The following is a 19,533-nucleotide window of genomic DNA, read 5'->3' on the forward strand; positions in this document are numbered from 1 at the left end:
GGTGGTTTCTCTTACGCTGTTGCTACTCAGTGTGGGGTGTTTTGCCCTCATTGAGCGGTTATTTCATTCACATTCAAAGGTAAAGCAATGTTAGAACTCAAGGCCGTGCACTATGAGTATCAACAGGAGTGGTTTGAATTTTCGCTTTCTGTACCGCGAGGGGCGATTCTCTCTTTGATGGGGCCAAGCGGAGCGGGCAAGTCGACTTTACTGAGCTTAGTTGCGGGCTTTATTGCACCGAAAAGCGGCGATATCCAAGTACAAGGGCAATCCTTACTTGGGCAAGAGCCACACTTGCGTCCTTTTTCGATGCTGTTTCAAGAGCACAATCTTTTTGCCCATCTCACTGTGCGTGAAAATATTAGCCTTGGGTTACATCCGGGGCTGAAATTAACCACTTCGCAAAAGGCGTTAGTTGAGTGCGCCGCGCAGCAAGTGGGTTTGGCAGCGCTACTTGATCGCTTGCCTGAGCAGCTCTCAGGGGGGCAGCGTCAACGAGTTGCTCTGGCGCGCTGTTTTGTACAACCACATCCTATCTGGCTGCTGGATGAGCCCTTTTCCGCCTTGGATCCGCTACTCAGAGAAGAGATGCTGCTTTTGGTTAAGCAGTTAGCCGCAGAAAGAGCGATCACTGTTGTGATGGTGACGCACCATATTAGTGATGCCAAAGCGATTGCGAGCCATTTTGCGTTTATGGCTCAAGGACATGTGTTAGTGAGTGATCGCATTGAGGCACTTTCCGCGCAACACGCAGACGCGCAGCTCAGTGATTTTGTGCGTGCAGGGGAATAAAAAAAACCTCACACGTTTAGGTGAGGTTTTTGCGTCTAATCAGCACTATGACAGGTTAAACTGACTTATCGTTATGCTCTCTGAGCACTTGGAAAATCTCTCGTGATGCTCTTGGTGGTTTGCTGTTGGCTTTCTCTTTATTTGCTTGACGCGCTAATTGGCGCAGACGTTGACGATCCATCTCTGGATAGAGTGCCATCGCATCTTCAATCGCGCTGTCACCTTTCTCCACAATACGATCACGCATCTGTTCGAGTTTGTGCAGCATAGCGGTATTTTGTGAGTGCTTGTTACGCAGTTTATCCAATGCCGCTTGAATCGGTTCGGCATCGATGGTACGCATCATTTTACCAATGTATTGCAGTTGGCGGCGTCTGGCTTCCATGCTAAAACGTTGAGCATCTTTGATGGCATCCATCAAGTCTTCAGACATCGGAATTTTTGCTAACTGAGACGGCTTCAGAGCAACCAGCTCTTCACCCAGTTTTTGTAGCTCAGTCATGTCGTTTTTCATTTCGGTTTTGCTAACCCAAATGATCTCCTCTTCTTCTTCCCAAGGAGCTTTTTGATTCTTACGCGCCATTTTCTTCATCTATTGAGTTATGTATGTCAGCTATTTTAGCAAGAATCGTGGGGAGAAAGCGAAATTCTTGTTATCCTAATGACATTGTTTGCTAATAATTGATGAGATATGGACGTAAAACAACAAGTTGCTCAGCAGCGCATCGAACTTGAAGCGGCGGTTGCTAAGGCATTAGAGATGGCTGCGCTCAGTTCTGATGCTGCCGAAGTGGCGATCACCAAAAGTACCGGCCTGAGTGTTTCGACGCGAATGTGTGAAGTTGAAAACGTAGAATTTAAAAGTGATGGGGCGTTGGCATGCACCGTGTAGCGTTGGGCAGCGTTAAAGGCAGGGCGCGACGTCAGATCTCAGTGGAAAAAGCAATTGCGCAGACGGTCAGCTGCAGCGCTTGATATTGGCGCTTTACACTTCTGAAGATCCTTATGCAGGCCTGCATCCGTAAAGGAGTTAATGGTGCGAAATATTCCTGATTTAGATCTCTTCCATCCGATGAACCTAACCCGACATGGCCGCTAAAATTGCCATTGCTGCAGAAGAGAAAGCGTTAGCTTACAGCAACAAGATCAAACAAAGTGATGGCGCAAGTTATGACAGCCATTACGGTGTGAAAGTGTATGGAGTAATAGCCATGGTTTGCTCGCGAGTTATGCCTCTAGCCGTCATAGCATTAGCTGCTGCGTGATCGGTGAGGGTAAAAATGGTGAGATGGAGCGTGATTATAGCTATACCGTTGCACGTCACCGCGACGATTTATGGTCGCCAGAGCTGGTCGGGCAACAAGCTGCAGAAAAAACCATCAGCCGTTTAGATGCAAAAAAATTGAAGACGGGCAAAGTTCCGGTGATGTTTGCCGCGGATGTAGCGACAGGTTTGATTGGTCATTTGGTGATGGCGATCAGTGGTGGCAGCTTGTATCGTAAATCTTCCTTTTTACTTGATAAGTTAGGCGAGAAAATTTTACCCGATTGGTTCAATATTGCCGAAAAACCCCATGTATTGCGTGCGTTGGCATCAAGCCCATTTGATAGCGAAGGGGTGTTTACGCAAGACCGCCAAATCATTACCGATGGCGTGCTCTCGACTTATCTTCTGAGCAGCTATGCCGCTCGTAAAATGAAGATGACTCCAACTGGTCACGCGGGTGGCATCCATAACTGGTATGTTCAATCCACAGGGCAAAATTTTGAGCAGATGCTCAAAGCGTTGGGTACAGGCTTGTTAGTCACTGAAGTGATGGGCCAAGGTGTTAATGCAGTGACAGGTGATTATTCGCGTGGCGCCGCTGGTTTCTGGGTTGAAAACGGTGTGATTCAATACCCTGTATCTGAGATTACTATCGCGGGCAATTTGAAAGATATGTTCCAGCAAATGGTTGCGGTAGGGAGTGATGTCGAAACACGCTCGCAAATCCAAACTGGGTCTATTTTACTTGAATCGATGAAAATTGCGGGCGAATAATCGCTTAATCTGAATATAAAAAAGCTTGGTATAACAACCAAGCTTTTTTTTATGGGTGGTTTGGGTATGTATCACTATAGGGTTACATCAAAATATGGCTACATCAAAATGGTCGCCAAGCCGAGAAAGACAGAAAGCCCAACCACATCGGTGACGGTTGTTAACGCCATTCCGCCAGCAAGAGCCGGGTCGATTTTCATTTTTTTCAGTAAAATTGGGATGGTGACGCCGGCGATCCCTGCAATGAGTAGGTTGGCCATCATTGCTGCGAAAATGATGCCGCCAAGCATCCAATTGCCTTTCCATGCCACCACAATGCCACCAATGATGGTGGCCCACATGATGCCATTTAAAAAACCGATTGCCGCTTCTTTGAATAGCAATTCGCGTTGGTTACTGTCACCGATATGTCCCAATGCTAAACCACGAATGACCAAGGCCACGGTTTGGTTACCTGCGACACCACCCATTGAGGGAACAATGGTCATTAGCACGGCAATGGCAGCCATTTGATCCAGTGTCGCTTCAAACATGTTGGAAACAGAGGCGGCGGCTAGGGCGGCCAAAACATTTGCCCCAAGCCAGATGGTCCGTTTACGAGCGGATTTGACTACCGGAGCAAAGGTATCTTCGTCATCGTTCATACCAGCCATACTCATCATTGAGTGTTCGGCATCTTCACGAATGATGTCAACGACGTCATCAATGGTGATCCGACCGACCAAGTGTTGGTTTTCATCCACCACAGGCGCGGACACCCAGTTGCGACGTTCAAACAGGCTGGCAACATCGGAGTCGCTGGTGGTGACCAAAATCGCCTCATCGGCATCATCCATGACTTCACTTACTGGAATATCCGGTTGCGTGGTCAGCAAGGTGGTGAGTGAGAGATGCCCAATCAGCTTACTTTCATCGTCAATCACGTAAAGTGCATCGGTTGCTTCGGGCAGATCGCCGCGCATGCGTAAATAGCGTAAAACCACGTCAATATCAACATCACCACGAATGGTGATCACGTCGGTATTCATGATCCCGCCGGCTGTTTCCTCTGAATAGGAGAGTGCGGTTTCAACGCGCTGGCGATCAGCGCTGTCCATCTGCGAAAGCACTTCGCGTGACACGTCATCTGGCAAGCTACGCAGTACATAGGCCACGTCATCGGTGTCCATGCCTTCGGTCGCTTCTGCAAGTTTTTCGGGTGCCATTTTGGAAACTAGGGCATCTTTGACGTCTTCGTTGAGCTCATCAAGGATTTCACCGTAGTCTTCTGGGTCGGTGAGTTGCCATAACACCTCCCGGCTTTTACGTGGAGAGGCTTCTAAGAGGTGAGCAATATCTTCTGGCTCCATGTCCTGCAATTGGCGACGGACATGGACAAAACGACCATTTTCTAAAGCTTCGCTGACTTCTTGGAGGGTTAGGTGAGCTTGATCAAATTCAATTTGCTCGGCCATGGTTTCCCCCTACTTAGGATTCTTACAATGTGTTGAATAGTAACTTAATTCTAGGCCTTATTTAATAAGTTCTTATTAAGCACTGAATTTATTTTGACTATCAGGGGCGCGCATGCGCTGTCTGTGGGAGAGTGGAGTGTAAGCCTTGTGCTTACTCGTCTTCATCGAATTTATGTTCAATCAGCGAACTAACCGCTTGCAAAGCAGGCTCTGCTTGTGAGCCTTCAACATTGATGGTGATGTATTGACCTTGTGCGGGATTCGAGCATCATAAACCCATCACACTGTCTGCAGTGGCTTCTTTCCTCTTCACTTGAATGGGTGACCACCGCATCAAAAGATTGCGACAGTTCAACAGCTTAACGGCTGGCACGAGCATGAAGGCCCAAGCGATTTTGGATTAAAACCGTTTTACTTAATAGTGGCATACCATCGCTCCTATTGCTGTTTTTCTAATGAAGTATGGCGTATCTGTACTTGGTGACCCAATTGAGCAAAGTACTCGCCAAGCTGTTGAGTCAGGGTAAACGGAGCGGTGCTTACCACCGGTGCAACCAATCGCAATTGTGAGATAACTGCGGTTGTTTTTTTCGAGCATCGGCAGCCAGTATTCAACAAACTTTTGAATTTGTTGTTTAAGTTCAATACTTCACTATGGCGTTCAAGAACGACTTAATTGGCGCATCCAGCCAGTTAATGGGCGAAGATCGGGTTCCCAATGTGGGTTGGGTAAAAAACGCACATCAAACACGTAGTCCTGCATCGTTGGGTAGTCCATATTTGAAGCCAAAAGACTGAAACACCATCACCAGATCTTTGCGCTCACGTCCTTCAATTCGCATGCGTACGGTTTCGCTCAACTCATGCAACGATTGATTACTGCTATCGAGCACAAATCGGCTTGCTCTTTGAGCGGTGCAAGCAGCGACTTTTCCAATTCAATCGCTTGCGCAAGTGAAGGTTTATCGGCGTTTAATGAGAGAGGATGGATACGACGCGGTTTCGCTGTAGCGCTTGAGTAGTGTCTCTTTACTGGCATCGAGAAAACAGCACACTAACGTCGTTATTCTGTTTTAGCTGCTCTAAAAAATCCGCACCAAACTAGGCTCTTGGGGCAAGTTACGGATATCAATACCACCGCGACATTTTGTTTTACTGCCTTGGACTGATTGAATAAACGCATCCAACAAGTTGACGGAAGGTATCGACACAATAGTAGCCGAGATCCTCCAGTACTCGTATAGCAACGCTTTTCCCTGCGCCTGATTGACCACTCTCAACGATTAAACGCATAGTTTCGGCTCGGTGTTATTGGTTAGTCATGATGTCGTACAGCTCTTGATCGCTTTGTGCACTTCGAAGCTGTTTTAAAACTTTTGTCATTGAGGCGCTCGGCCATACAAGAGAGCGTTTTTTAAATGCTCTTTGCACTGCTCTTCAGGAACGAGCAACGCAAACAGTAGATCGACAGGGTCGATTATCAATAGCATCAAACTCAATCGGTTCTTCACACTGCAGCAAACGGCAATGGCACGATCACTGTTGGTCATTCTTGCATGAGGAATGGCGATGCCATTACCAATACCAGTACTGCCCATTTTTTCTCGGCTGAGCATACATTCAAACAGCTCGGTGGAATTTTGACCTGAATACTCAGCAGCGATTTCGCTAATGATTTCTAGGGCTCTTTTTTTACTGGTGCATTGGACCGCACTTTTCGTGCAGTCCAATGAGAGTACTTCGCTTAATTGCATGATTAATGACTACTTAGCTTTTCTTTATGCTTGTTGAGTTGTCTTACGAGTTTATCCACTAAACTGTCAATGGCAGCATACATATTTTCATTGTCGGCCACGGCGTGGATATCACCTTGATTTATGTGGAGCGTAGCTTCAGCGATCTGTTGTACTTTTTCAACACGTAAACAACCTGTACGTTATTGATATGGTCAAAAAATCGCTCAAGTTTTTGAAACTTCGAGTTTACATAGTCTTGCATTGAATCGGTCAGATCAATGTGATGGGCATTAATATTGATTTGCATAGACTTTCCTTCTCTGTTTTGTGCCTTACAGTAGGCGTTTTGCGCTGACTCGATGGAGCAATGCCCAACGATTCACGGTATTTAGCTATCGTCCGTCTAGCTACCTGAATCCCTTGGTCAGCCAGTAGATCTGCAATTTTACTGTCACTTAATGGTTTGGCTGTATTTTCAGCGGCCACCAGTTTTTTAATCAGTGCTCGTATTGCAGTCGATGAACACTCTCCCCCGCTGTCGGTACTGACATGGCTGGAGAAGAAGTATTTCAATTCGAAAATACCACGCGGAGTATGCATGTACTTCTGCGTTGTCACCCTTGTTGATATGGTGGATTCATGCATTTCTACCGCTAAAGCAACGTCATTGAGTACCATTGGCTTCATCGCCTCTTCACCATACTCAAAGAAATCACGTTGATGTTCAACAATACACTTGGCAACTTTGAGCAGTGTCTCGTTTCTACTTTCTAAACTCTTAATAAGCCATTTTGCTTCTTGCAAATTGCTGCGAATGTAGTTGCTATCGCACTGTTACCTTTGCCTAATGCTGCATATTGTTGATTTATCTTAAGTTTTGGTACGCTATCTGGGTTTATTGTGACCACCCATTTGCCGTGATCTTTGTAAACAGACACGTCAGGCACAACGTATTCGGCGTGCTCGGTTGAAATGTTATTTCCCGGTCTTGGGTCAAGTTGTTGAATGAGCTGCAATACCTCTCGCAGATCTTCTTCTTTTAACTTGGTTTCTTTGATGATCAACTTGTAGTCACGGTTGCCGAGCAGATCAATGTGTGGATCAGCAGCTGTTTAGCTTCTTCTAACCAAGGGGTACTGGCTGGGTAGGTCGCTAATTGTAAAAGCAAGGCAGTCTTGAAGGTTGACTGAAGCCACACCGAGGGGATCAAACTGCTGACACGTTTACGAACGGCTTCAATTTCATCAAGCTCAATATTTTCATCGGCAAAGCTTTCTAAAATATCATCCAAAGAAACGGTGAGATAACCGTAGTCATCGATGGCGTCAATCAAGGCAAGAGCAATGCTGCGGTCGGTGTCGCTAAACGGTGTGAGATCTAATTGCCACAGTAGATAATCTTGCAGGGTTTGCGTTGTTTCACCTTGGTACACGGGGCATGTCATCATCAAGGGCGATCCCTGTGCCTGCCTGTGTTCGCGCTGTAGACATCATCCCATGTGGTGTCGATCTCAAGCTCGCTGCTGATTTCGGATTTTTTCAATTAAGTCAGAGCTGTCTTGTGGCTCAATATCTAACACCTCAGCACTGGTTTCTTTCTCCCTCATTGATGCTATGAACATCGGCGGTGGCATTCTCTTCATAGGCCTCTTCAACATCCAATAATGGATTAGACTCTAGAGCCTCTTGGATCTCTTGCTGGAGTTCCAATGTGGAGAGTTGCAACAAACGATGGCTTGTTGTAACTGCGGTGTCATCGCTAATTGTTGCCGAGCTTCAGTTGTAATGAGGGTTTCATTCAGTGCCAGTTACCTTATTATTTTTAGAATTGATGTCACTCTCTACTTAATCATAGACGGAATTGTTCACCGAGATAAACTTGTTTTACCTCTTCATTATTGAGCACGTCATGTGGTGTACCTTCTGCGATCAAACGACCCTGGCTTACAATATAGGCTTTTTCACAGACGTCCAATGTTTCTCGAACGTTGTGGTCTGTGATTAAAACGCCTAAGCCACGATCTCGCAGGTGTTGGATGATCTTTTTAATGTCGATAACGGAAATGGGGGTCGACCCCTGCAAAGGGTTCATCAAGCAAAATAAATTGTGGGTTTGCGGCAAGAGCGCGGGCAATTTCAACTCGGCGACGTTCACCACCCGATAGCGCCATCCCCGCACTATGGCGGATATGTTGAATGTGAAATTCTTCTAGTAGATCTTCGAGTTTATCTTGGCGCTCTTCACGGGTCATCGATTCACGGGTTTCAAGTACCGCCATGATGTTATCTTCGACCGATAATTTTCGAAAAATAGACGCTTTCTTGAGGTAAGTAGCCGATCCCTAAGCGTGAGCGACTGTGCATAGGTAAAATGCTGATGTCGTGATCATCAATGCTGATCTTACCTCATCACGAGCGACAAGGCCGACGATCATGTAAAACGATGTGGTTTTTCCTGCGCCGTTAGGGCCGAGTAATCCAACAATCTGCCCCGATTCTACTTGCAAGCTGACGTCAGAGACGACTTTGCGCTTTTTATAGCTTTTCGCTAAATGTTCTGCTTTAAGTATGGCCATAATTATTCTTGTGTCGTAGTGGCTTGCGGCTGAAGCACGGTCGATACTCGCTCGTTAGAGTTACCATCAGCCATCAGTTTCTGTGACGAAATTTTGTAACGAATTTTCGTACCACGGATGATGCTATCGTCTTGTGACAACATGGCTTGATCGATCATCGTCAACTGATCTTCGGCCAATTTGTAATAGAGCTCTTTCGCCTCACCATACAAGGTTTTGCCATCGTCGGTTAATTGCGAAAAAGTGGCGAGGTTGCCATATCCTTCAATTTCTTGAATGGAGCCATCTTTCGCATCACGGGTTACAATCACTTTGTCGGCGTTGATATTGATACTGCCTTGTTTGAGATTGACATTACCAAGGAGTGTCATTTGGTTGCTTTTCATGTCGAGCAGTTGGCTGTCTGCATTCAGATAAATCTGCTGAGCACTGTCGGTAGACAACGCGGATACGTGACCAGAAATCGCTAAACAAGCAATAAGACTAAGGTGTGAGAGTTTCATATCTACCTTGTACATGGTTATAAAGAATAGCGGTATTGTCGGCAAAGTTGCCTTTCATCGCTTGTCCTTGTGTTTCGAATTGTGGCCCAACCAAATCGACCTGATTATCGGCCCAAAAATCGCGATTATTGAGTTGAATGCTCATCTTAATGGTTGAAAGCGTATCAAAACTAGAATCTGCTAATAGGTTTTTTGCCAGTACGTCGTCATACAGTGTGAGTACTTGCTCTTCATCGAGTACGCCGCGTTTAGCGGTAATCTCCCACTCTTGCAAAATACCATCACGGAAGACTTTGAGTATCGGGTACTCGAAAATGGTGTCGCCACTTTTTGCGTAATGATCCAGATGCGTCGATTGAATGATGTAGCTGCGGATACCTTGCTCGTTATAGGTGGTGTTGTCGAGATTTTTTCCACTAAACGACGGTAACTCCAAGTTCGGAGCAACTTGTATATCGGTACTTTGTTCTTTATCGAACAAGTAATAGGCTGACCACGATGCGATAAAAATCAGTATCACATAGAGGACACGAGATAAACTCATACACTTAAGCCTTTGTGCACATCTAACTCACCGCGAGCTTGCAAAATCAAATCACACACTTCGCGTACAGCGCCATGCCCACCTTTTATATGGGTCACGTAGTTTGCGCGTTTAACTAATAGCGGGTGACCATCCGCGACACAGACTTTCAGCGCGACTTTTTCCATTACCGGCCAATCAATCAAGTCATCACCGATATACCCTGTGTGTTCTGGGGCAATATTGAGCTGGCGACAAATATCGTTATAGGCTTTGACCTTGTCATCCTGACCTTGATAAACCAGTGTAATGCCTAATACGGCCATACGGTTTTCGACAATTTTTGACTGCCTACCTGTGATGATCGCCACTTCAATGCCAGCATTCATCAATGATTTTATGCCGTAGCCATCTCGAGTGTGGAAGGTTTTTAGCTCTTCGCCTTGATTGCCCATATAAACTAAGCCATCAGAGAAGACGCCATCCACATCGCAGATCAGAAGTTTTATCTGCTTAGCTATATCGAGAATAGGCGGTGAGACCGGGCCGTAGAGTGTATCAATCATGGTCATCACATCACTCCTGCTTTGAGCAAATCGTGCATGTTTAATGCACCGACCAATGTGCCATTTTCGCACAGCATCAAGCCATTGATTCGTTTATCTTGCATTAGGTTTAACCCTTCGACCGCGAGCATGTTAGGGCTTGCTACCGTTGGGTTTTGCGTCATCACCTCGCTGATTGCCGCGCTGTGAATATCGATTCGTTTGTCTAAGATGCGGCGTAAATCGCCATCAGTAAAGATGCCAATAAGCTGCATGTTGCTGTCTACTACCGCGGTCATCCCCAAGCCTTTTTGACTGATCTCAAGTAAGGCATCGCGGATCAATGCATTTGGTTGCACTGTTGGTAGTGCATCGCCAATGTGCATGATATCAGAGAGCTTGAGCAACAATTTTCGACCTAAAGCCCCACCGGGATGAGACAGCGCAAAATCTTCAGCGGTAAAACCGCGTGCTTGCAAGAGTGCGACGGCTAACGCATCGCCCATCACTAGCGTTGCGGTGGTGCTGGAGGTTGGCGCAAGACCAAGCGGGCATGCTTCTTGTGGGACAGTGATTTGCAAATGAAGATCGGCCAACTTTGCCATATTCGATGACGGGTTGCCTGTCATGCTAATGATGCGAATATTGAGCCGTTTTAGCACAGTAAACAGTGATAAAATTTCCGAGGATTCGCCAGAGTTTGAAATAGCAATTACGATGTCGCCACGCTCGATCATACCAAGGTCACCGTGCGCCGCTTCTCCTGGGTGTACGAAAAATGCCGAAGTGCCAGTACTGGCTAAGGTCGCGGCAATTTTCTTACCGATATGGCCTGATTTACCCATACCCATCACCACCACTTTGCCGTGTTCATTGGCAATGATCATTTCACACGCTTGGCAAAATGAATCGTCAAAGTATTGCTCTAGCTGTTGTAAAGCCGCCATTTCGGTGGCGAGAACTTGCTGTGCAACACTGCGATAATCAAACTGATTCGACATTCGATACTCCGAGTTTGGGTTAAGCGGTCATATTCATAAGTAGATAAGCTTGGTATCCGATAAAAGCGAGGAAGAGCACGCCTCCCTCAATGCGGTTAATACTACGCGATTTCCCTAAAGCCATGGCAACCAGTAGCAGAGATACGCCAAGCATCACCCAAAAATCGCGTCCCATCGCATGCTCACTGAGTATCGATGGATTAAGAATGCCGGGTAAGCCCATCACGGCAAGAATATTGAATACGTTCGAGCCAATAATGTTGCCCACAGCCATATCATCTTCGCCTTTCAACACACTTGTGAGTGAGGCGGCCAATTCTGGCAAGCTGGTTCCAACAGCGATGATCGTCAGGCCAATGACCAAGTCGCTCATGCCAAAAAACTTAGCGATTATGACGGCGTTATCGACTAACACGCTGGCAGCAATCGGCAGAATGATAAGCCCAATTACTACCCAAATAGCCGCTTTTGCGTTGCTCACGCCTTGCGGTATTTCAGATTCCTGCTCGGCAAGTAGCGCGTCACCATTTTTTTGTTCGTTACGGCTAATGCGTAGCATCGCGATGATAAACACGGCGAAAAGTGCAAACAGCAACACACCTTCATAGAATCCTAAGTGGTTATCCCACAATAACGCACCCGCAAGTAATGTGACCGCAATCATCAGCGGCAGTTCACGGCGGAGCACCGCAGAACTAACTGACAGCGGTTTGATGAGTGCCGTAATACCCAAGATCAAAGCAATATTAGCGATGTTAGAACCGAGTACGTTACCGACGGCAGTATCGGTTTTTCCATCCAAAGCGGCCGTTGCCGATACCATCATCTCTGGTGCTGACGATCCCATTGCTAAAATAGTCATGCCGATCACTAATGGCGAGATGCCGAAGTTGCGAGCAAGCGCGGCAGAACCAAAGACTAACTTGTCAGCGCTCCAGACTAAAAACACCAAACCTACAATGAGAAACGCTACCGCTTCGATCATGATGATACCTAATTAATGAAATGAGTGAAAAAATGATGCAATTAACCGCTAATTTTGACGTGTTGGTTGCGAAAAGGGAAGCTGAAGATCCAATTAATTACGTTCAATTCATGGTTTAGTTAGCTATCCATCAATAAATGACCGGAAGATTGTTTTGGCGAAAGATGATGCTTTACTTTAGGATGTAATTGAACAGTGCTTTTAATTTTAGAACGTTATGCTTATGATTGCCCATCATTTTGGGGCGGACAACAATAGTGAAACACTCATGATGCCAATCAACGATCTTGTCACAATCAAGAATTTAACCTTCTCCCGTTCAGGACGGAAGATTTTCGATGACGTGAGTCTCAGCGTTCCGCAAGGAAAAATTACCGCCATTATGGGGCCATCGGGTATTGGTAAAACCACTTTGCTACGTCTTATTGGCGGACAACTGTTTCCTGAACAAGGTGAGATTTGGTTCGACAAACAAAACATCCCGATGCTCAGTCGCAAAAAGCTGTATCAAGCTCGTAAAAAAATGAGCATGTTGTTTCAGTCGGGCGCGTTATTTACCGATTTAAATGTGTTCGATAATGTGGCTTTCCCTTTACGTGAACACACTCAATTAGATGAATCGCTGATTAAGACATTAGTTTTACTAAAATTAGAAGCGGTTGGTCTGCGCGGTGCCGCCTTGCTCATGCCGAGCGAATTATCCGGTGGCATGGCAAGAAGGGCTGCATTAGCGCGCGCGATTGCGCTGGATCCGGAACTGATCATGTATGATGAGCCGTTTGTGGGGCAAGACCCGATCACCATGGGCGTGCTGGTGGAATTGATCCGCAATTTGAATCAAGCTTTAGGGGTGACCTCGATAGTGGTCTCTCATGATGTTCCTGAAGTGATGAGCATTGCCGATTGGGTTTATTTGCTGGCTGACGGCAAAGTGATTGCCAAAGGAACGCCAAACGATCTTTACCAAAATAGCGATCCTCGCGTACAACAATTTTTACAAGGCGAGGCTGATGGCCCTGTACCATTTCGCTTTCCAGCGCAAAGCCTAGAAAAGGATCTATTCTCATGATGTCTACATTGACTGACTGGATTGAAGGGCTCGGTCGCCGTACGCTCGAATTTTGCCAAGCCTTTGGCAAAGCGAGCTTGATGCTGTTTGGCGCATTAGTGAGCCGCCCACGGCCTATTCAGAATTTTCCATTGTTAGTGAAGCAGCTCTACAGTGTTGGTGTTCAGTCGCTGGCGATTATTGTCGTTTCTGGCTTGTTCATTGGCATGGTGTTGAGCCTGCAAGGCTATGTGATTTTGGTCGATTACGGCGCGGAAGGTAGCCTTGGGCAGATGGTCGCGCTCTCTTTATTGCGTGAACTTGGCCCCGTGGTGACTGCGCTGCTGTTTGCTGGGCGTGCTGGTTCTGCACTTACCGCTGAGATCGGCCTGATGAAAGCCACCGAGCAGCTTTCCAGTTTAGAGATGATGGCGGTTGATCCGCTCAAACGTATTATCGCTCCTCGCTTTTGGGCTGGGCTAATATCAATGCCGTTGCTAGCGATGATTTTTATGGCGGTCGGCATTTGGGGAGGCCAGCTTGTTGGCGTGGATTGGAAAGGGATTGATCACGGCAGTTTTTGGTCTGCGATGCAGTCATCGGTAGAGCTAGGGCAAGATATTGGCAACAGTATGATCAAGTGCGTGATGTTTGCCATCACAGTGACTTGGATTGCACTGTTTAACGGTTACGATGCTATTCCAACCTCGGAAGGTATTAGCCGTGCCACCACAAGAACCGTAGTGCATTCGTCTTTAGCTGTATTAGGGCTAGACTTTGTACTCACCGCATTGATGTTTGGGAATTAATCATGCAGCAAACACGAAAAATAGAACTTTGGGTCGGTAGCTTTGTCCTTGCTGGAATTTGCGCAATTCTGGTGATGATTTTTCAGGTCGCTGACGTAAAAGGGTTGGGTTCCAACCATACTTACCAATTGAAAGCTGAATTTGACAATATCGGTAGTTTAAAAGTGCGCTCGCCAGTCAAAGTGGGTGGTGTAGTCGTTGGGCGAGTGGCCGAGATTAAACTCGATAGAAAGAGCTTGCTTCCGGTGGTCACTATGGCTATTAACAGTCAATATGATCAATTTCCAGAAACGTCGAGTGTGCAAATTCTAACTTCTGGATTGATCGGCGAGCAGTACATTGGGCTTGTGCCCGGTTTTGTCTTTGAAGATGAACAGATGTTAAAAGAGGGCGACTTAATTGAAGACACAAAATCCGCCCTCGTATTAGAAGATTTGATTGGTCAAGTGCTGTATAGCGTCGGTGGTGGCTCACAAAAAAAAGGTAAGGAGTAACAACAGTGTTTATAACAACAGAGTTTATAAAAACAGTGTTTAAACGGACGTTGATTTTTGTATTTACCCTCTTTGCCTCCATGTTTGTGCAAGCGGCCAATGTGGATAAAACCCAGCCCTATACCATGATGAAGCAGGTGTCTGAAACGGCATTTACTCGTTTGAAAGCCGAACAAGAAGCGATTCACCACCATCCTGAATATTTGAAAGAAATTGTGGAACAGGAGCTGATGCCTTACGTCAATGAGCAGTATGCGGCACTGAAGTTATTGGGCCCAAACTTAAAAGGGGCCAAGCGTGAAGATGTCGCCACTTTCATCACCGCATTTCGTGCCTATCTTGTCAGTGCATATGCGCAAGTATTGACTCAGTACAGTAACCAAATTATTGAGTTCGAGCCTGAACAGGCGGTGTCGGATGATAAACGCATTACCAGCGTGAAGGTGGATATTATTGATACGCCACGACCGAACATCAAACTTGAGTTTAAATTGCGCAAAGAGAAAATGGCGAATGGCAAGCCTTTGATATGATTGCAGAAGGAGTGAGTTTGCTCTCCAGTAAGCAATCTGAATGGAGCGGTAAAATTCGCCAAGATGGCATCTTAGCGGTTGCCAATGAACTGCAACAATTGGCGGATCAGCCGATCCGTTTTGAAGGTAAAGCGCAATGATTCATCCGCAGTGGCATCAAACTGATATGCCGATTGCGGCTTTGTCGGGCGCATTAGACAGAGAGCATTTGCCTGATTTATGGGCGTTTATCCAAAAATGGAACCCGGTGAGTACACAGTTTGAGATTGAACTGAAAAACGTTGAACGCATAGACTCTGCTGGAATGGTGATGTTAATCCACCTAATAGAGCATGCAAAAAACGAAACTGTCATATAATGCTCAGTTTCGTGCCAGAGCAACTGCGCACACTATTCCAATTGAGCAACGTTGATCGTTTAATGGCTCAACATATAAAGAATTAAGCAGGGGAACATTGTGGATAGCGCAAAAGTACAACAGTTATTAGAACAAGCACTAAACCTTGAAGAGATCCACGTCAAAGGTGAAGGTAGCCACTATGAAGTTATCGCTGTGATGCTTGTTTTGCAGGGATGAGTCGCGTTAAAAAACAACAACTAATTTATGCTCCACTGATGGAGTACATTCAAAGAAAACGACATTCATGCTCTTTCTATTAAAGCGTTCACACCAACAGAGTGGGCTCGTGATAAAAGTTGATGTCGCTGTAAGGTTTATTGATGGAAAAGTTTCGAGTTATTGGGTCAACACAACCTCTTCAAGGTGAAGTGACCATTTCCGGTGCCAAAAAACGCTGCACTGCCTATTTTATTTGCGTCTATTTTGGCCCTCTGAGCCAGTAGAAGTGGCCAATGTGCCACACCTTCGTGATATTGATACCACAATGGAACTGCTCAAACGGTTTAGGCGCTAAAGTCGAACGTAATGGCTCAGTTCATGTCGATCCTAGTCAAATTGATGAATATTGCGCGCCGTATGATTTAGTCAAAACCATGCGTGCTTCTATTTGGGCTCTCGGTCCATTAGTGGCTCGTTTTGGTTATGGACAAGTCTCATTGCCTGGAGGCTGTGCCATTGGCGCCCGCCCTGTCGATCTGCATATTCACGGTTTAGAGCAGCTTGGTGCCACCATCACCTTAGAAGATGGCTACGTGAAAGCCAGTGTCGAAGGTCGTCTACAAGGTGCACACATCGTCATGGATAAGTGAGCGTGGGGGCCACGATTACTATTATGTGCGCTGCAACCCTTGCCGAAGGCACAACCGTGCTCGACAACGCTGCGCGTGAGCCTGAAATTGTCGATACGCACTGTTTTTGAATAAGCTGGGTGCAAAAGTGTCCGGTGCAGGCACCGATACCATTACCATTGAAGGTGTTGAACGTTTGGGTGGTGGTAAACACGCTGTTGTGGCTGATCGCATTGAAACGGGCACGTTTTTAGTCGCGGCGGCTGTTTCTCGCGGAAAAATTGTTTGCCACAACACTCACTCGCATTTGTTAGAGGCCGTGCTAGCAAAACTGGAAGAAGCGGGCGCTGAGATTGAAACGGGCGAGGGCTGGATAAGCCTTGATATGACCGGAAAAGAGCTTTAAAGCGGTTTCGATTCGCACTGCGCCTCATCCTGGCTTTCCAACCGATATGCAAGCACAATTTACCCCTACTCAATATGATGGCAAAAGGTGGTGGCAAGATCACTGAAACCATCTTTGAAAACCGTTTTATGCACGTTCCTGAACTGATGCGTATGGGAGCAAAAGCGGAGATTGAAGGGAATACAGTGATTTGTGGTGATGTGGAATCGTTGAGTGGCGCGCAGGTGATGGCGACCGATCTACGTGCCTCAGCCAGCCTAGTGATTGCCGGTTGTATCGCAAAAGGTGAAACCATCGTCGATCGCATCTACCATATCGATCGCGGTTACGAAAGAATTGAAGATAAACTGTCGGCTCTTGGCGCTAATATTGAGCGCATTCAAGTCAGCAGTTAAACTCTCGCTCATGCAATGGAGCCGAAATCTCTGGGTTTCGGCTTTTTTATCTTTGCTCATTTTTTATCTTTGTTCCATGGAGAACTGAAATGATTGCTCTTTTGCGTCTATTGGCAGTCGCACTGTTTGCCATTGTGATGTTTGTTTTTGGATGTGGTTACTGCTTACCTTAGCCCACGCAATCCCAAACATGTATTTACGTTTGGGCGTTTATTTGCCCGTATGTCAAAATTGATGGGCATTAAATTAGAACTGCGTATCCCAGAAGATGCTTATCAACGCGGCCAGCACATCTACATGCGAATCCATCAAATAACTGGGATCTGTGTACTGTTGCTGCAGGCTGTGACGCCGAAAGTCCGTGACAGTAGGAAAAAAAGCTTAGTTTGGACACCTGTATTTGGTCAGTTGTATTGGTTAACAGGAAATATTTTAATTGATAGAGCAATCGCAACAAAGCCAAAGGCACCAATGATCAGTTGTCGATAGCATCAAAACAGTGATGTGTCTGTGTGGATGTTTCCAGAAGGTACTCGCTCGCGTGGCCGTGGCATGCTGCCCTTTAAAATGGGGGCGTTTCATGCGGCAATTGGCGCAGGTGTACGATTATACCCCATCGTTTGTAGCTCAACTAATGATATTAAGCTGAACCGTTGGGACAATGGTCATGTGATTGTTGAGATGCTGCCTCCGATCAGTATTGAAGATATGGAAAGAAAACTTACGGAATTAGCGCACATTATGCCCGTGAGCAGATGGTGGCCAAATTAGCGCAAACTGGATGAAGAGGTCGCGATGCTTGATGGTAAGAAAGTCACATCACGCAGCCAGTAACCGCTTTACCGAATGGTGGGGAAAGAAGTATGAAGGTGGTGCCTTGTCCCCACTTCAGATTCGACCTGCATTTTCCCACCATGCTTTTCAACAATACTGTACTGAAATCGATAAACCCAAACCCGTCCCTACGCCCGACAGGTTTGGTGGTGAAGAAAGGATCAAACACCTTGTTGATGATGTTCTTGATTCATGCCATGCCCATTATCCGCCACAGTGACCCTCACCCAGCGTTTCCCTTTTTCGACCACAGAATCGGTGCTAATCGTTAACTTTCCTTGTGCTTCGCAAGCGTGAGAGGCGTTAATAAATAGGTTCATAAACACTTGTTGTAGCTCTGCTGATATCCCATTGATTTTCGGCAAAGCCTCATCCAATCGCTGCTCGACTTCCATCGTATATTTAAATTGGTTTCCAGACCATGTGTAGTGTCGATTCAATACACGAATTTAACTCACACTCGACAAATCGGCCATCACTGGAGTGAGAAACGCTTTGTAGGCTAGTGACAATGTCTTTTACGCGGAGCAATCCACCCGAAGTCTCTTGAAGCATGTCAGTTAACTCACTTTCGACAAAACCAATATCATGTCGTTGATAAATAATCTTGATAATTGCGGTAGAAATCTGTGTTAGCAATTTCGGCTTTGTGCTGTGCTACCAAAAGCGACAATTCCCTATATAGGCGTGAGAGTAATCACGCAGCGTATTTAAATTACTCAGACAAAAACCGATTGGGTTATTGATCTCGTGAGCAACGCCAGCCGCCAGCAGACCGACAGAGGCCATTTTTTCTGATTGTACAAGCTGTGCTTGCGCGCTATGAAGTTGATCTAGAGTCTCTTGCAGCTCTAAAATTTTATCGTAGAGCTCGCGGCTTTTTTCTTGCAGTAACCGCTCTGCCAGCAAACGAGCCTGACGCTCACGCTCATAAATGCGTTGGTATTGCTCTATTTCACTCATGTTTGCCCTTAAAGGTGACAACAATTTCACAAAATGAAGCACCATGATGCATGCATTGGGGCTGCTCGATTTCGACTTCTTCACCAAATTGTTCTGAAGCGCCGATGATGAGTCCTTCCGCCGCAGCGCATAATTTTCTTTTCGAGGTGTAATACATGGTTAATCGATCGCCCTCGCTTTTATATTGAAATTGCGGCAAATAGGCATCAGGGTAGAGCCGCTTCACTTCTTTATGGATCACTTGATTCGACCGAAATCAAAAACTCTAATAAGTTGTTTTTATTTGGGTAATTTTCAGGAAGGCTGTTGTACAGGCGAGAAAATAGGTATTGTCCATAAAGCCGGACTAAATCATCGGTGGGGATGTTTTTCTTCTCGCTCAAATAAGCCACCATTGCAAGCAGTTCGTCATCGGAGTATTGCTCTCCAGCGGTGTATATACCTTGAGAGCTAGGTTTTAAATCCTCGAGCATTTGATCCCAAAACAGTGCGCCAAATTTTTCGATGACTAAATCAGAAAGAACGGTATAGATAATCCCTTGCATTTCACTACCTCGAACGGTTCAAAGTATGATAAGTGTTGGTGACTAACCCTAAAGTAGCAAGTGTGAGGTGTAAAAATTGATTTTTTGGATTAAACAAAAACCTCGAACGGGGTTCGAGGTTTGAAAAAGCACATTCACGTCAGAGTGGTATGCTGGTGGTGCT

At 46.0% G+C, this 19,533-nt stretch carries 19 protein-coding genes and 14 pseudogenes; 10 read left to right on the plus strand and 23 right to left on the minus strand.

The genetic code is table 11. The features are described 5' to 3' along the window. The first annotated feature begins 87 nt into the window (after positions 1-87). Positions 88-792: a thiamine ABC transporter ATP-binding protein gene (gene thiQ, locus N5E84_RS00005; RefSeq protein ID WP_017046452.1), complete on the plus strand. Its 705-nt coding sequence runs from the start codon at positions 88-90 to the stop codon at positions 790-792. Between the two features lie 55 nt (positions 793-847). Here thiQ and yjgA read toward each other — a convergent pair whose 3' ends face one another. Further along, positions 848-1,375, minus strand: a complete 528-nt coding sequence (gene yjgA / locus N5E84_RS00010) for a ribosome biogenesis factor YjgA (protein ID WP_010318810.1) — start codon at positions 1,373-1,375, stop codon at positions 848-850. 108 nt (positions 1,376-1,483) lie between these two features. Here yjgA and pmbA point away from each other — a divergent pair. Then, positions 1,484-2,833: pseudogene (gene pmbA / locus N5E84_RS00015) on the plus strand (metalloprotease PmbA). A 98-nt stretch (positions 2,834-2,931) separates the two neighbouring features. Here the strand turns inward: pmbA and mgtE are convergent. From mgtE to N5E84_RS00095, 20 genes and pseudogenes are all read right to left on the minus strand, one after another. After that, a complete protein-coding gene (mgtE, locus tag N5E84_RS00020; RefSeq protein WP_019282524.1) occupies positions 2,932-4,287 on the minus strand; it encodes a magnesium transporter in 1,356 nt (451 codons plus the stop codon). 151 nt (positions 4,288-4,438) lie between these two features. After that, positions 4,439-4,715 (minus strand): annotated as a pseudogene (locus N5E84_RS00025) (HPr family phosphocarrier protein). Beyond that, positions 4,703-5,065 (minus strand): annotated as a pseudogene (locus N5E84_RS21295) (hypothetical protein). The pseudogenes N5E84_RS00025 and N5E84_RS21295 overlap by 13 nt, the downstream one beginning before the upstream one ends. 78 nt (positions 5,066-5,143) lie before the next feature. Further along, complete coding sequence (locus N5E84_RS21300) at positions 5,144-5,326, minus strand: hypothetical protein (protein WP_410001426.1); 183 nt, start codon at positions 5,324-5,326, stop codon at positions 5,144-5,146. A gap of 113 nt (positions 5,327-5,439) precedes the next feature. Then, the gene (locus N5E84_RS21305) at positions 5,440-5,580 is read right to left on the minus strand and encodes an RNase adapter RapZ (RefSeq protein ID WP_410001427.1); all 141 of its coding nucleotides are present in this window, start codon (positions 5,578-5,580) and stop codon (positions 5,440-5,442) included. 86 nt (positions 5,581-5,666) lie between these two features. Continuing rightward, positions 5,667-6,041 carry a PTS sugar transporter subunit IIA gene (locus N5E84_RS00035; RefSeq protein ID WP_261676506.1) on the minus strand — a complete coding sequence of 125 codons (375 nt, stop codon included), beginning with the start codon at positions 6,039-6,041 and terminating at the stop codon, positions 5,667-5,669. A gap of 65 nt (positions 6,042-6,106) precedes the next feature. Next, positions 6,107-6,330 (minus strand): annotated as a pseudogene (gene hpf / locus N5E84_RS00040) (ribosome hibernation-promoting factor, HPF/YfiA family); the annotation flags it as partial. After that, a complete protein-coding gene (locus N5E84_RS00045; protein WP_261676507.1) occupies positions 6,294-6,827 on the minus strand; it encodes a hypothetical protein in 534 nt (177 codons plus the stop codon). The gene N5E84_RS00045 and the pseudogene hpf, both read right to left, overlap by 37 nt. Next, entirely contained in the window at positions 6,794-7,087 is a 294-nt protein-coding gene (locus tag N5E84_RS00050; RefSeq protein WP_261676508.1) for a hypothetical protein, read from the minus strand. Before N5E84_RS00050 ends, N5E84_RS00045 begins: the two co-directional genes overlap by 34 nt. A 48-nt stretch (positions 7,088-7,135) precedes the next feature. Further along, a complete protein-coding gene (locus N5E84_RS21310; RefSeq protein ID WP_410001442.1) occupies positions 7,136-7,219 on the minus strand; it encodes a hypothetical protein in 84 nt (27 codons plus the stop codon). Between the two features lie 5 nt (positions 7,220-7,224). Then, a pseudogene (locus tag N5E84_RS21315) lies at positions 7,225-7,470 on the minus strand (RNA polymerase factor sigma-54); the annotation flags it as partial. A gap of 63 nt (positions 7,471-7,533) precedes the next feature. Further along, a complete protein-coding gene (locus N5E84_RS00060) occupies positions 7,534-7,665 on the minus strand; it encodes a hypothetical protein (RefSeq protein WP_261676533.1) in 132 nt (43 codons plus the stop codon). Continuing rightward, a pseudogene (locus N5E84_RS21320) lies at positions 7,663-7,820 on the minus strand (RNA polymerase factor sigma-54); the annotation flags it as partial. The pseudogene N5E84_RS21320 and the gene N5E84_RS00060, both read right to left, overlap by 3 nt. A gap of 51 nt (positions 7,821-7,871) precedes the next feature. Then, positions 7,872-8,114 (minus strand): hypothetical protein, encoded by a 243-nt coding sequence (locus N5E84_RS21195; protein WP_315903790.1) that lies wholly within the window; start codon positions 8,112-8,114, stop codon positions 7,872-7,874. Beyond that, a pseudogene (locus N5E84_RS00070) lies at positions 8,068-8,598 on the minus strand (ABC transporter ATP-binding protein). The gene N5E84_RS21195 and the pseudogene N5E84_RS00070 overlap by 47 nt, the downstream one beginning before the upstream one ends. Before the next feature lie 2 nt (positions 8,599-8,600). Beyond that, the gene (gene lptA / locus N5E84_RS00075) at positions 8,601-9,101 is read right to left on the minus strand and encodes a lipopolysaccharide transport periplasmic protein LptA (protein ID WP_017047032.1); all 501 of its coding nucleotides are present in this window, start codon (positions 9,099-9,101) and stop codon (positions 8,601-8,603) included. Then, on the minus strand, positions 9,082-9,645 hold the full coding sequence (gene lptC, locus N5E84_RS00080) for an LPS export ABC transporter periplasmic protein LptC (protein WP_019282521.1): 564 nt from the start codon (positions 9,643-9,645) through the stop codon (positions 9,082-9,084). Before lptC ends, lptA begins: the two co-directional genes overlap by 20 nt. Next, the gene (kdsC, locus tag N5E84_RS00085; RefSeq protein WP_202599046.1) at positions 9,642-10,196 is read right to left on the minus strand and encodes a 3-deoxy-manno-octulosonate-8-phosphatase KdsC; all 555 of its coding nucleotides are present in this window, start codon (positions 10,194-10,196) and stop codon (positions 9,642-9,644) included. The genes lptC and kdsC overlap by 4 nt, the downstream gene beginning before the upstream one ends. Then, a complete protein-coding gene (gene kdsD, locus N5E84_RS00090) occupies positions 10,196-11,170 on the minus strand; it encodes an arabinose-5-phosphate isomerase KdsD (RefSeq protein ID WP_019282520.1) in 975 nt (324 codons plus the stop codon). Before kdsD ends, kdsC begins: the two co-directional genes overlap by 1 nt. A gap of 19 nt (positions 11,171-11,189) precedes the next feature. Beyond that, complete coding sequence (locus N5E84_RS00095) at positions 11,190-12,155, minus strand: calcium/sodium antiporter (RefSeq protein WP_019282519.1); 966 nt, start codon at positions 12,153-12,155, stop codon at positions 11,190-11,192. A 271-nt stretch (positions 12,156-12,426) separates the two neighbouring features. Here N5E84_RS00095 and mlaF point away from each other — a divergent pair, with 271 nt between their 5' ends. From mlaF to N5E84_RS00135, 8 genes and pseudogenes are all read left to right on the plus strand, one after another. Further along, complete coding sequence (gene mlaF / locus N5E84_RS00100; protein WP_026029128.1) at positions 12,427-13,224, plus strand: phospholipid ABC transporter ATP-binding protein MlaF; 798 nt, start codon at positions 12,427-12,429, stop codon at positions 13,222-13,224. Further along, positions 13,221-14,012, plus strand: coding sequence for a lipid asymmetry maintenance ABC transporter permease subunit MlaE (gene mlaE / locus N5E84_RS00105; protein ID WP_013855979.1), 792 nt, complete (start codon positions 13,221-13,223; stop codon positions 14,010-14,012). Before mlaF ends, mlaE begins: the two co-directional genes overlap by 4 nt. 2 nt (positions 14,013-14,014) lie before the next feature. Then, entirely contained in the window at positions 14,015-14,506 is a 492-nt protein-coding gene (gene mlaD, locus N5E84_RS00110; RefSeq protein WP_019282518.1) for an outer membrane lipid asymmetry maintenance protein MlaD, read from the plus strand. Between the two features lie 35 nt (positions 14,507-14,541). Further along, positions 14,542-15,179, plus strand: a pseudogene (gene mlaC / locus N5E84_RS00115) (phospholipid-binding protein MlaC). Beyond that, a pseudogene (locus N5E84_RS00120) lies at positions 15,176-15,483 on the plus strand (lipid asymmetry maintenance protein MlaB). The pseudogenes mlaC and N5E84_RS00120 overlap by 4 nt, the downstream one beginning before the upstream one ends. Positions 15,484-15,496: 13 nt before the next feature. After that, a pseudogene (gene ibaG / locus N5E84_RS00125) lies at positions 15,497-15,739 on the plus strand (BolA family iron metabolism protein IbaG). A gap of 20 nt (positions 15,740-15,759) precedes the next feature. After that, positions 15,760-17,028, plus strand: a pseudogene (murA, locus tag N5E84_RS00130) (UDP-N-acetylglucosamine 1-carboxyvinyltransferase). Between the two features lie 89 nt (positions 17,029-17,117). Beyond that, positions 17,118-17,862: pseudogene (locus N5E84_RS00135) on the plus strand (1-acylglycerol-3-phosphate O-acyltransferase). On the opposite strand, the pseudogene N5E84_RS00140 reads toward N5E84_RS00135, so the two are convergent. Both N5E84_RS00140 and N5E84_RS00145 read right to left on the minus strand, forming a co-directional pair. Further along, positions 17,843-18,825: pseudogene (locus N5E84_RS00140) on the minus strand (sensor histidine kinase). The pseudogenes N5E84_RS00135 and N5E84_RS00140 overlap by 20 nt on opposite strands. Continuing rightward, positions 18,818-19,370: pseudogene (locus N5E84_RS00145) on the minus strand (heme NO-binding domain-containing protein). The pseudogenes N5E84_RS00140 and N5E84_RS00145 overlap by 8 nt, the downstream one beginning before the upstream one ends. Between the last annotated feature and the right edge of the window lie 163 nt (positions 19,371-19,533).

The sequence above is a fragment of the Vibrio sp. J502 genome (assembly GCF_025397955.1).
GTDB lineage: Bacteria > Pseudomonadota > Gammaproteobacteria > Enterobacterales > Vibrionaceae > Vibrio > Vibrio anguillarum.

What these genes read in the sequence shown, in the direction of transcription:
- thiQ (WP_017046452.1), top strand. Translation starts at nt 88, where the DNA reads ATGTTAGAACTCAAGGCCGTGCACTATGAGTATCAACAGGAGTGGTTT.
- yjgA (WP_010318810.1), bottom strand. Translation starts at nt 1,375, where the DNA reads ATGGCGCGTAAGAATCAAAAAGCTCCTTGGGAAGAAGAAGAGGAGATC.
- mgtE (WP_019282524.1), bottom strand. Translation starts at nt 4,287, where the DNA reads ATGGCCGAGCAAATTGAATTTGATCAAGCTCACCTAACCCTCCAAGAA.
- N5E84_RS21300 (WP_410001426.1), bottom strand. Translation starts at nt 5,326, where the DNA reads ATGCCAGTAAAGAGACACTACTCAAGCGCTACAGCGAAACCGCGTCGT.
- N5E84_RS21305 (WP_410001427.1), bottom strand. Translation starts at nt 5,580, where the DNA reads ATGCGTTTAATCGTTGAGAGTGGTCAATCAGGCGCAGGGAAAAGCGTT.
- N5E84_RS00035 (WP_261676506.1), bottom strand. Translation starts at nt 6,041, where the DNA reads ATGCAATTAAGCGAAGTACTCTCATTGGACTGCACGAAAAGTGCGGTC.
- N5E84_RS00060 (WP_261676533.1), bottom strand. Translation starts at nt 7,665, where the DNA reads ATGAAGAGAATGCCACCGCCGATGTTCATAGCATCAATGAGGGAGAAA.
- N5E84_RS21195 (WP_315903790.1), bottom strand. Translation starts at nt 8,114, where the DNA reads ATGAACCCTTTGCAGGGGTCGACCCCCATTTCCGTTATCGACATTAAA.
- lptA (WP_017047032.1), bottom strand. Translation starts at nt 9,101, where the DNA reads ATGAAACTCTCACACCTTAGTCTTATTGCTTGTTTAGCGATTTCTGGT.
- lptC (WP_019282521.1), bottom strand. Translation starts at nt 9,645, where the DNA reads ATGAGTTTATCTCGTGTCCTCTATGTGATACTGATTTTTATCGCATCG.
- kdsC (WP_202599046.1), bottom strand. Translation starts at nt 10,196, where the DNA reads ATGACCATGATTGATACACTCTACGGCCCGGTCTCACCGCCTATTCTC.
- kdsD (WP_019282520.1), bottom strand. Translation starts at nt 11,170, where the DNA reads ATGTCGAATCAGTTTGATTATCGCAGTGTTGCACAGCAAGTTCTCGCC.
- N5E84_RS00095 (WP_019282519.1), bottom strand. Translation starts at nt 12,155, where the DNA reads ATGATCGAAGCGGTAGCGTTTCTCATTGTAGGTTTGGTGTTTTTAGTC.
- mlaF (WP_026029128.1), top strand. Translation starts at nt 12,427, where the DNA reads ATGCCAATCAACGATCTTGTCACAATCAAGAATTTAACCTTCTCCCGT.
- mlaE (WP_013855979.1), top strand. Translation starts at nt 13,221, where the DNA reads ATGATGTCTACATTGACTGACTGGATTGAAGGGCTCGGTCGCCGTACG.
- mlaD (WP_019282518.1), top strand. Translation starts at nt 14,015, where the DNA reads ATGCAGCAAACACGAAAAATAGAACTTTGGGTCGGTAGCTTTGTCCTT.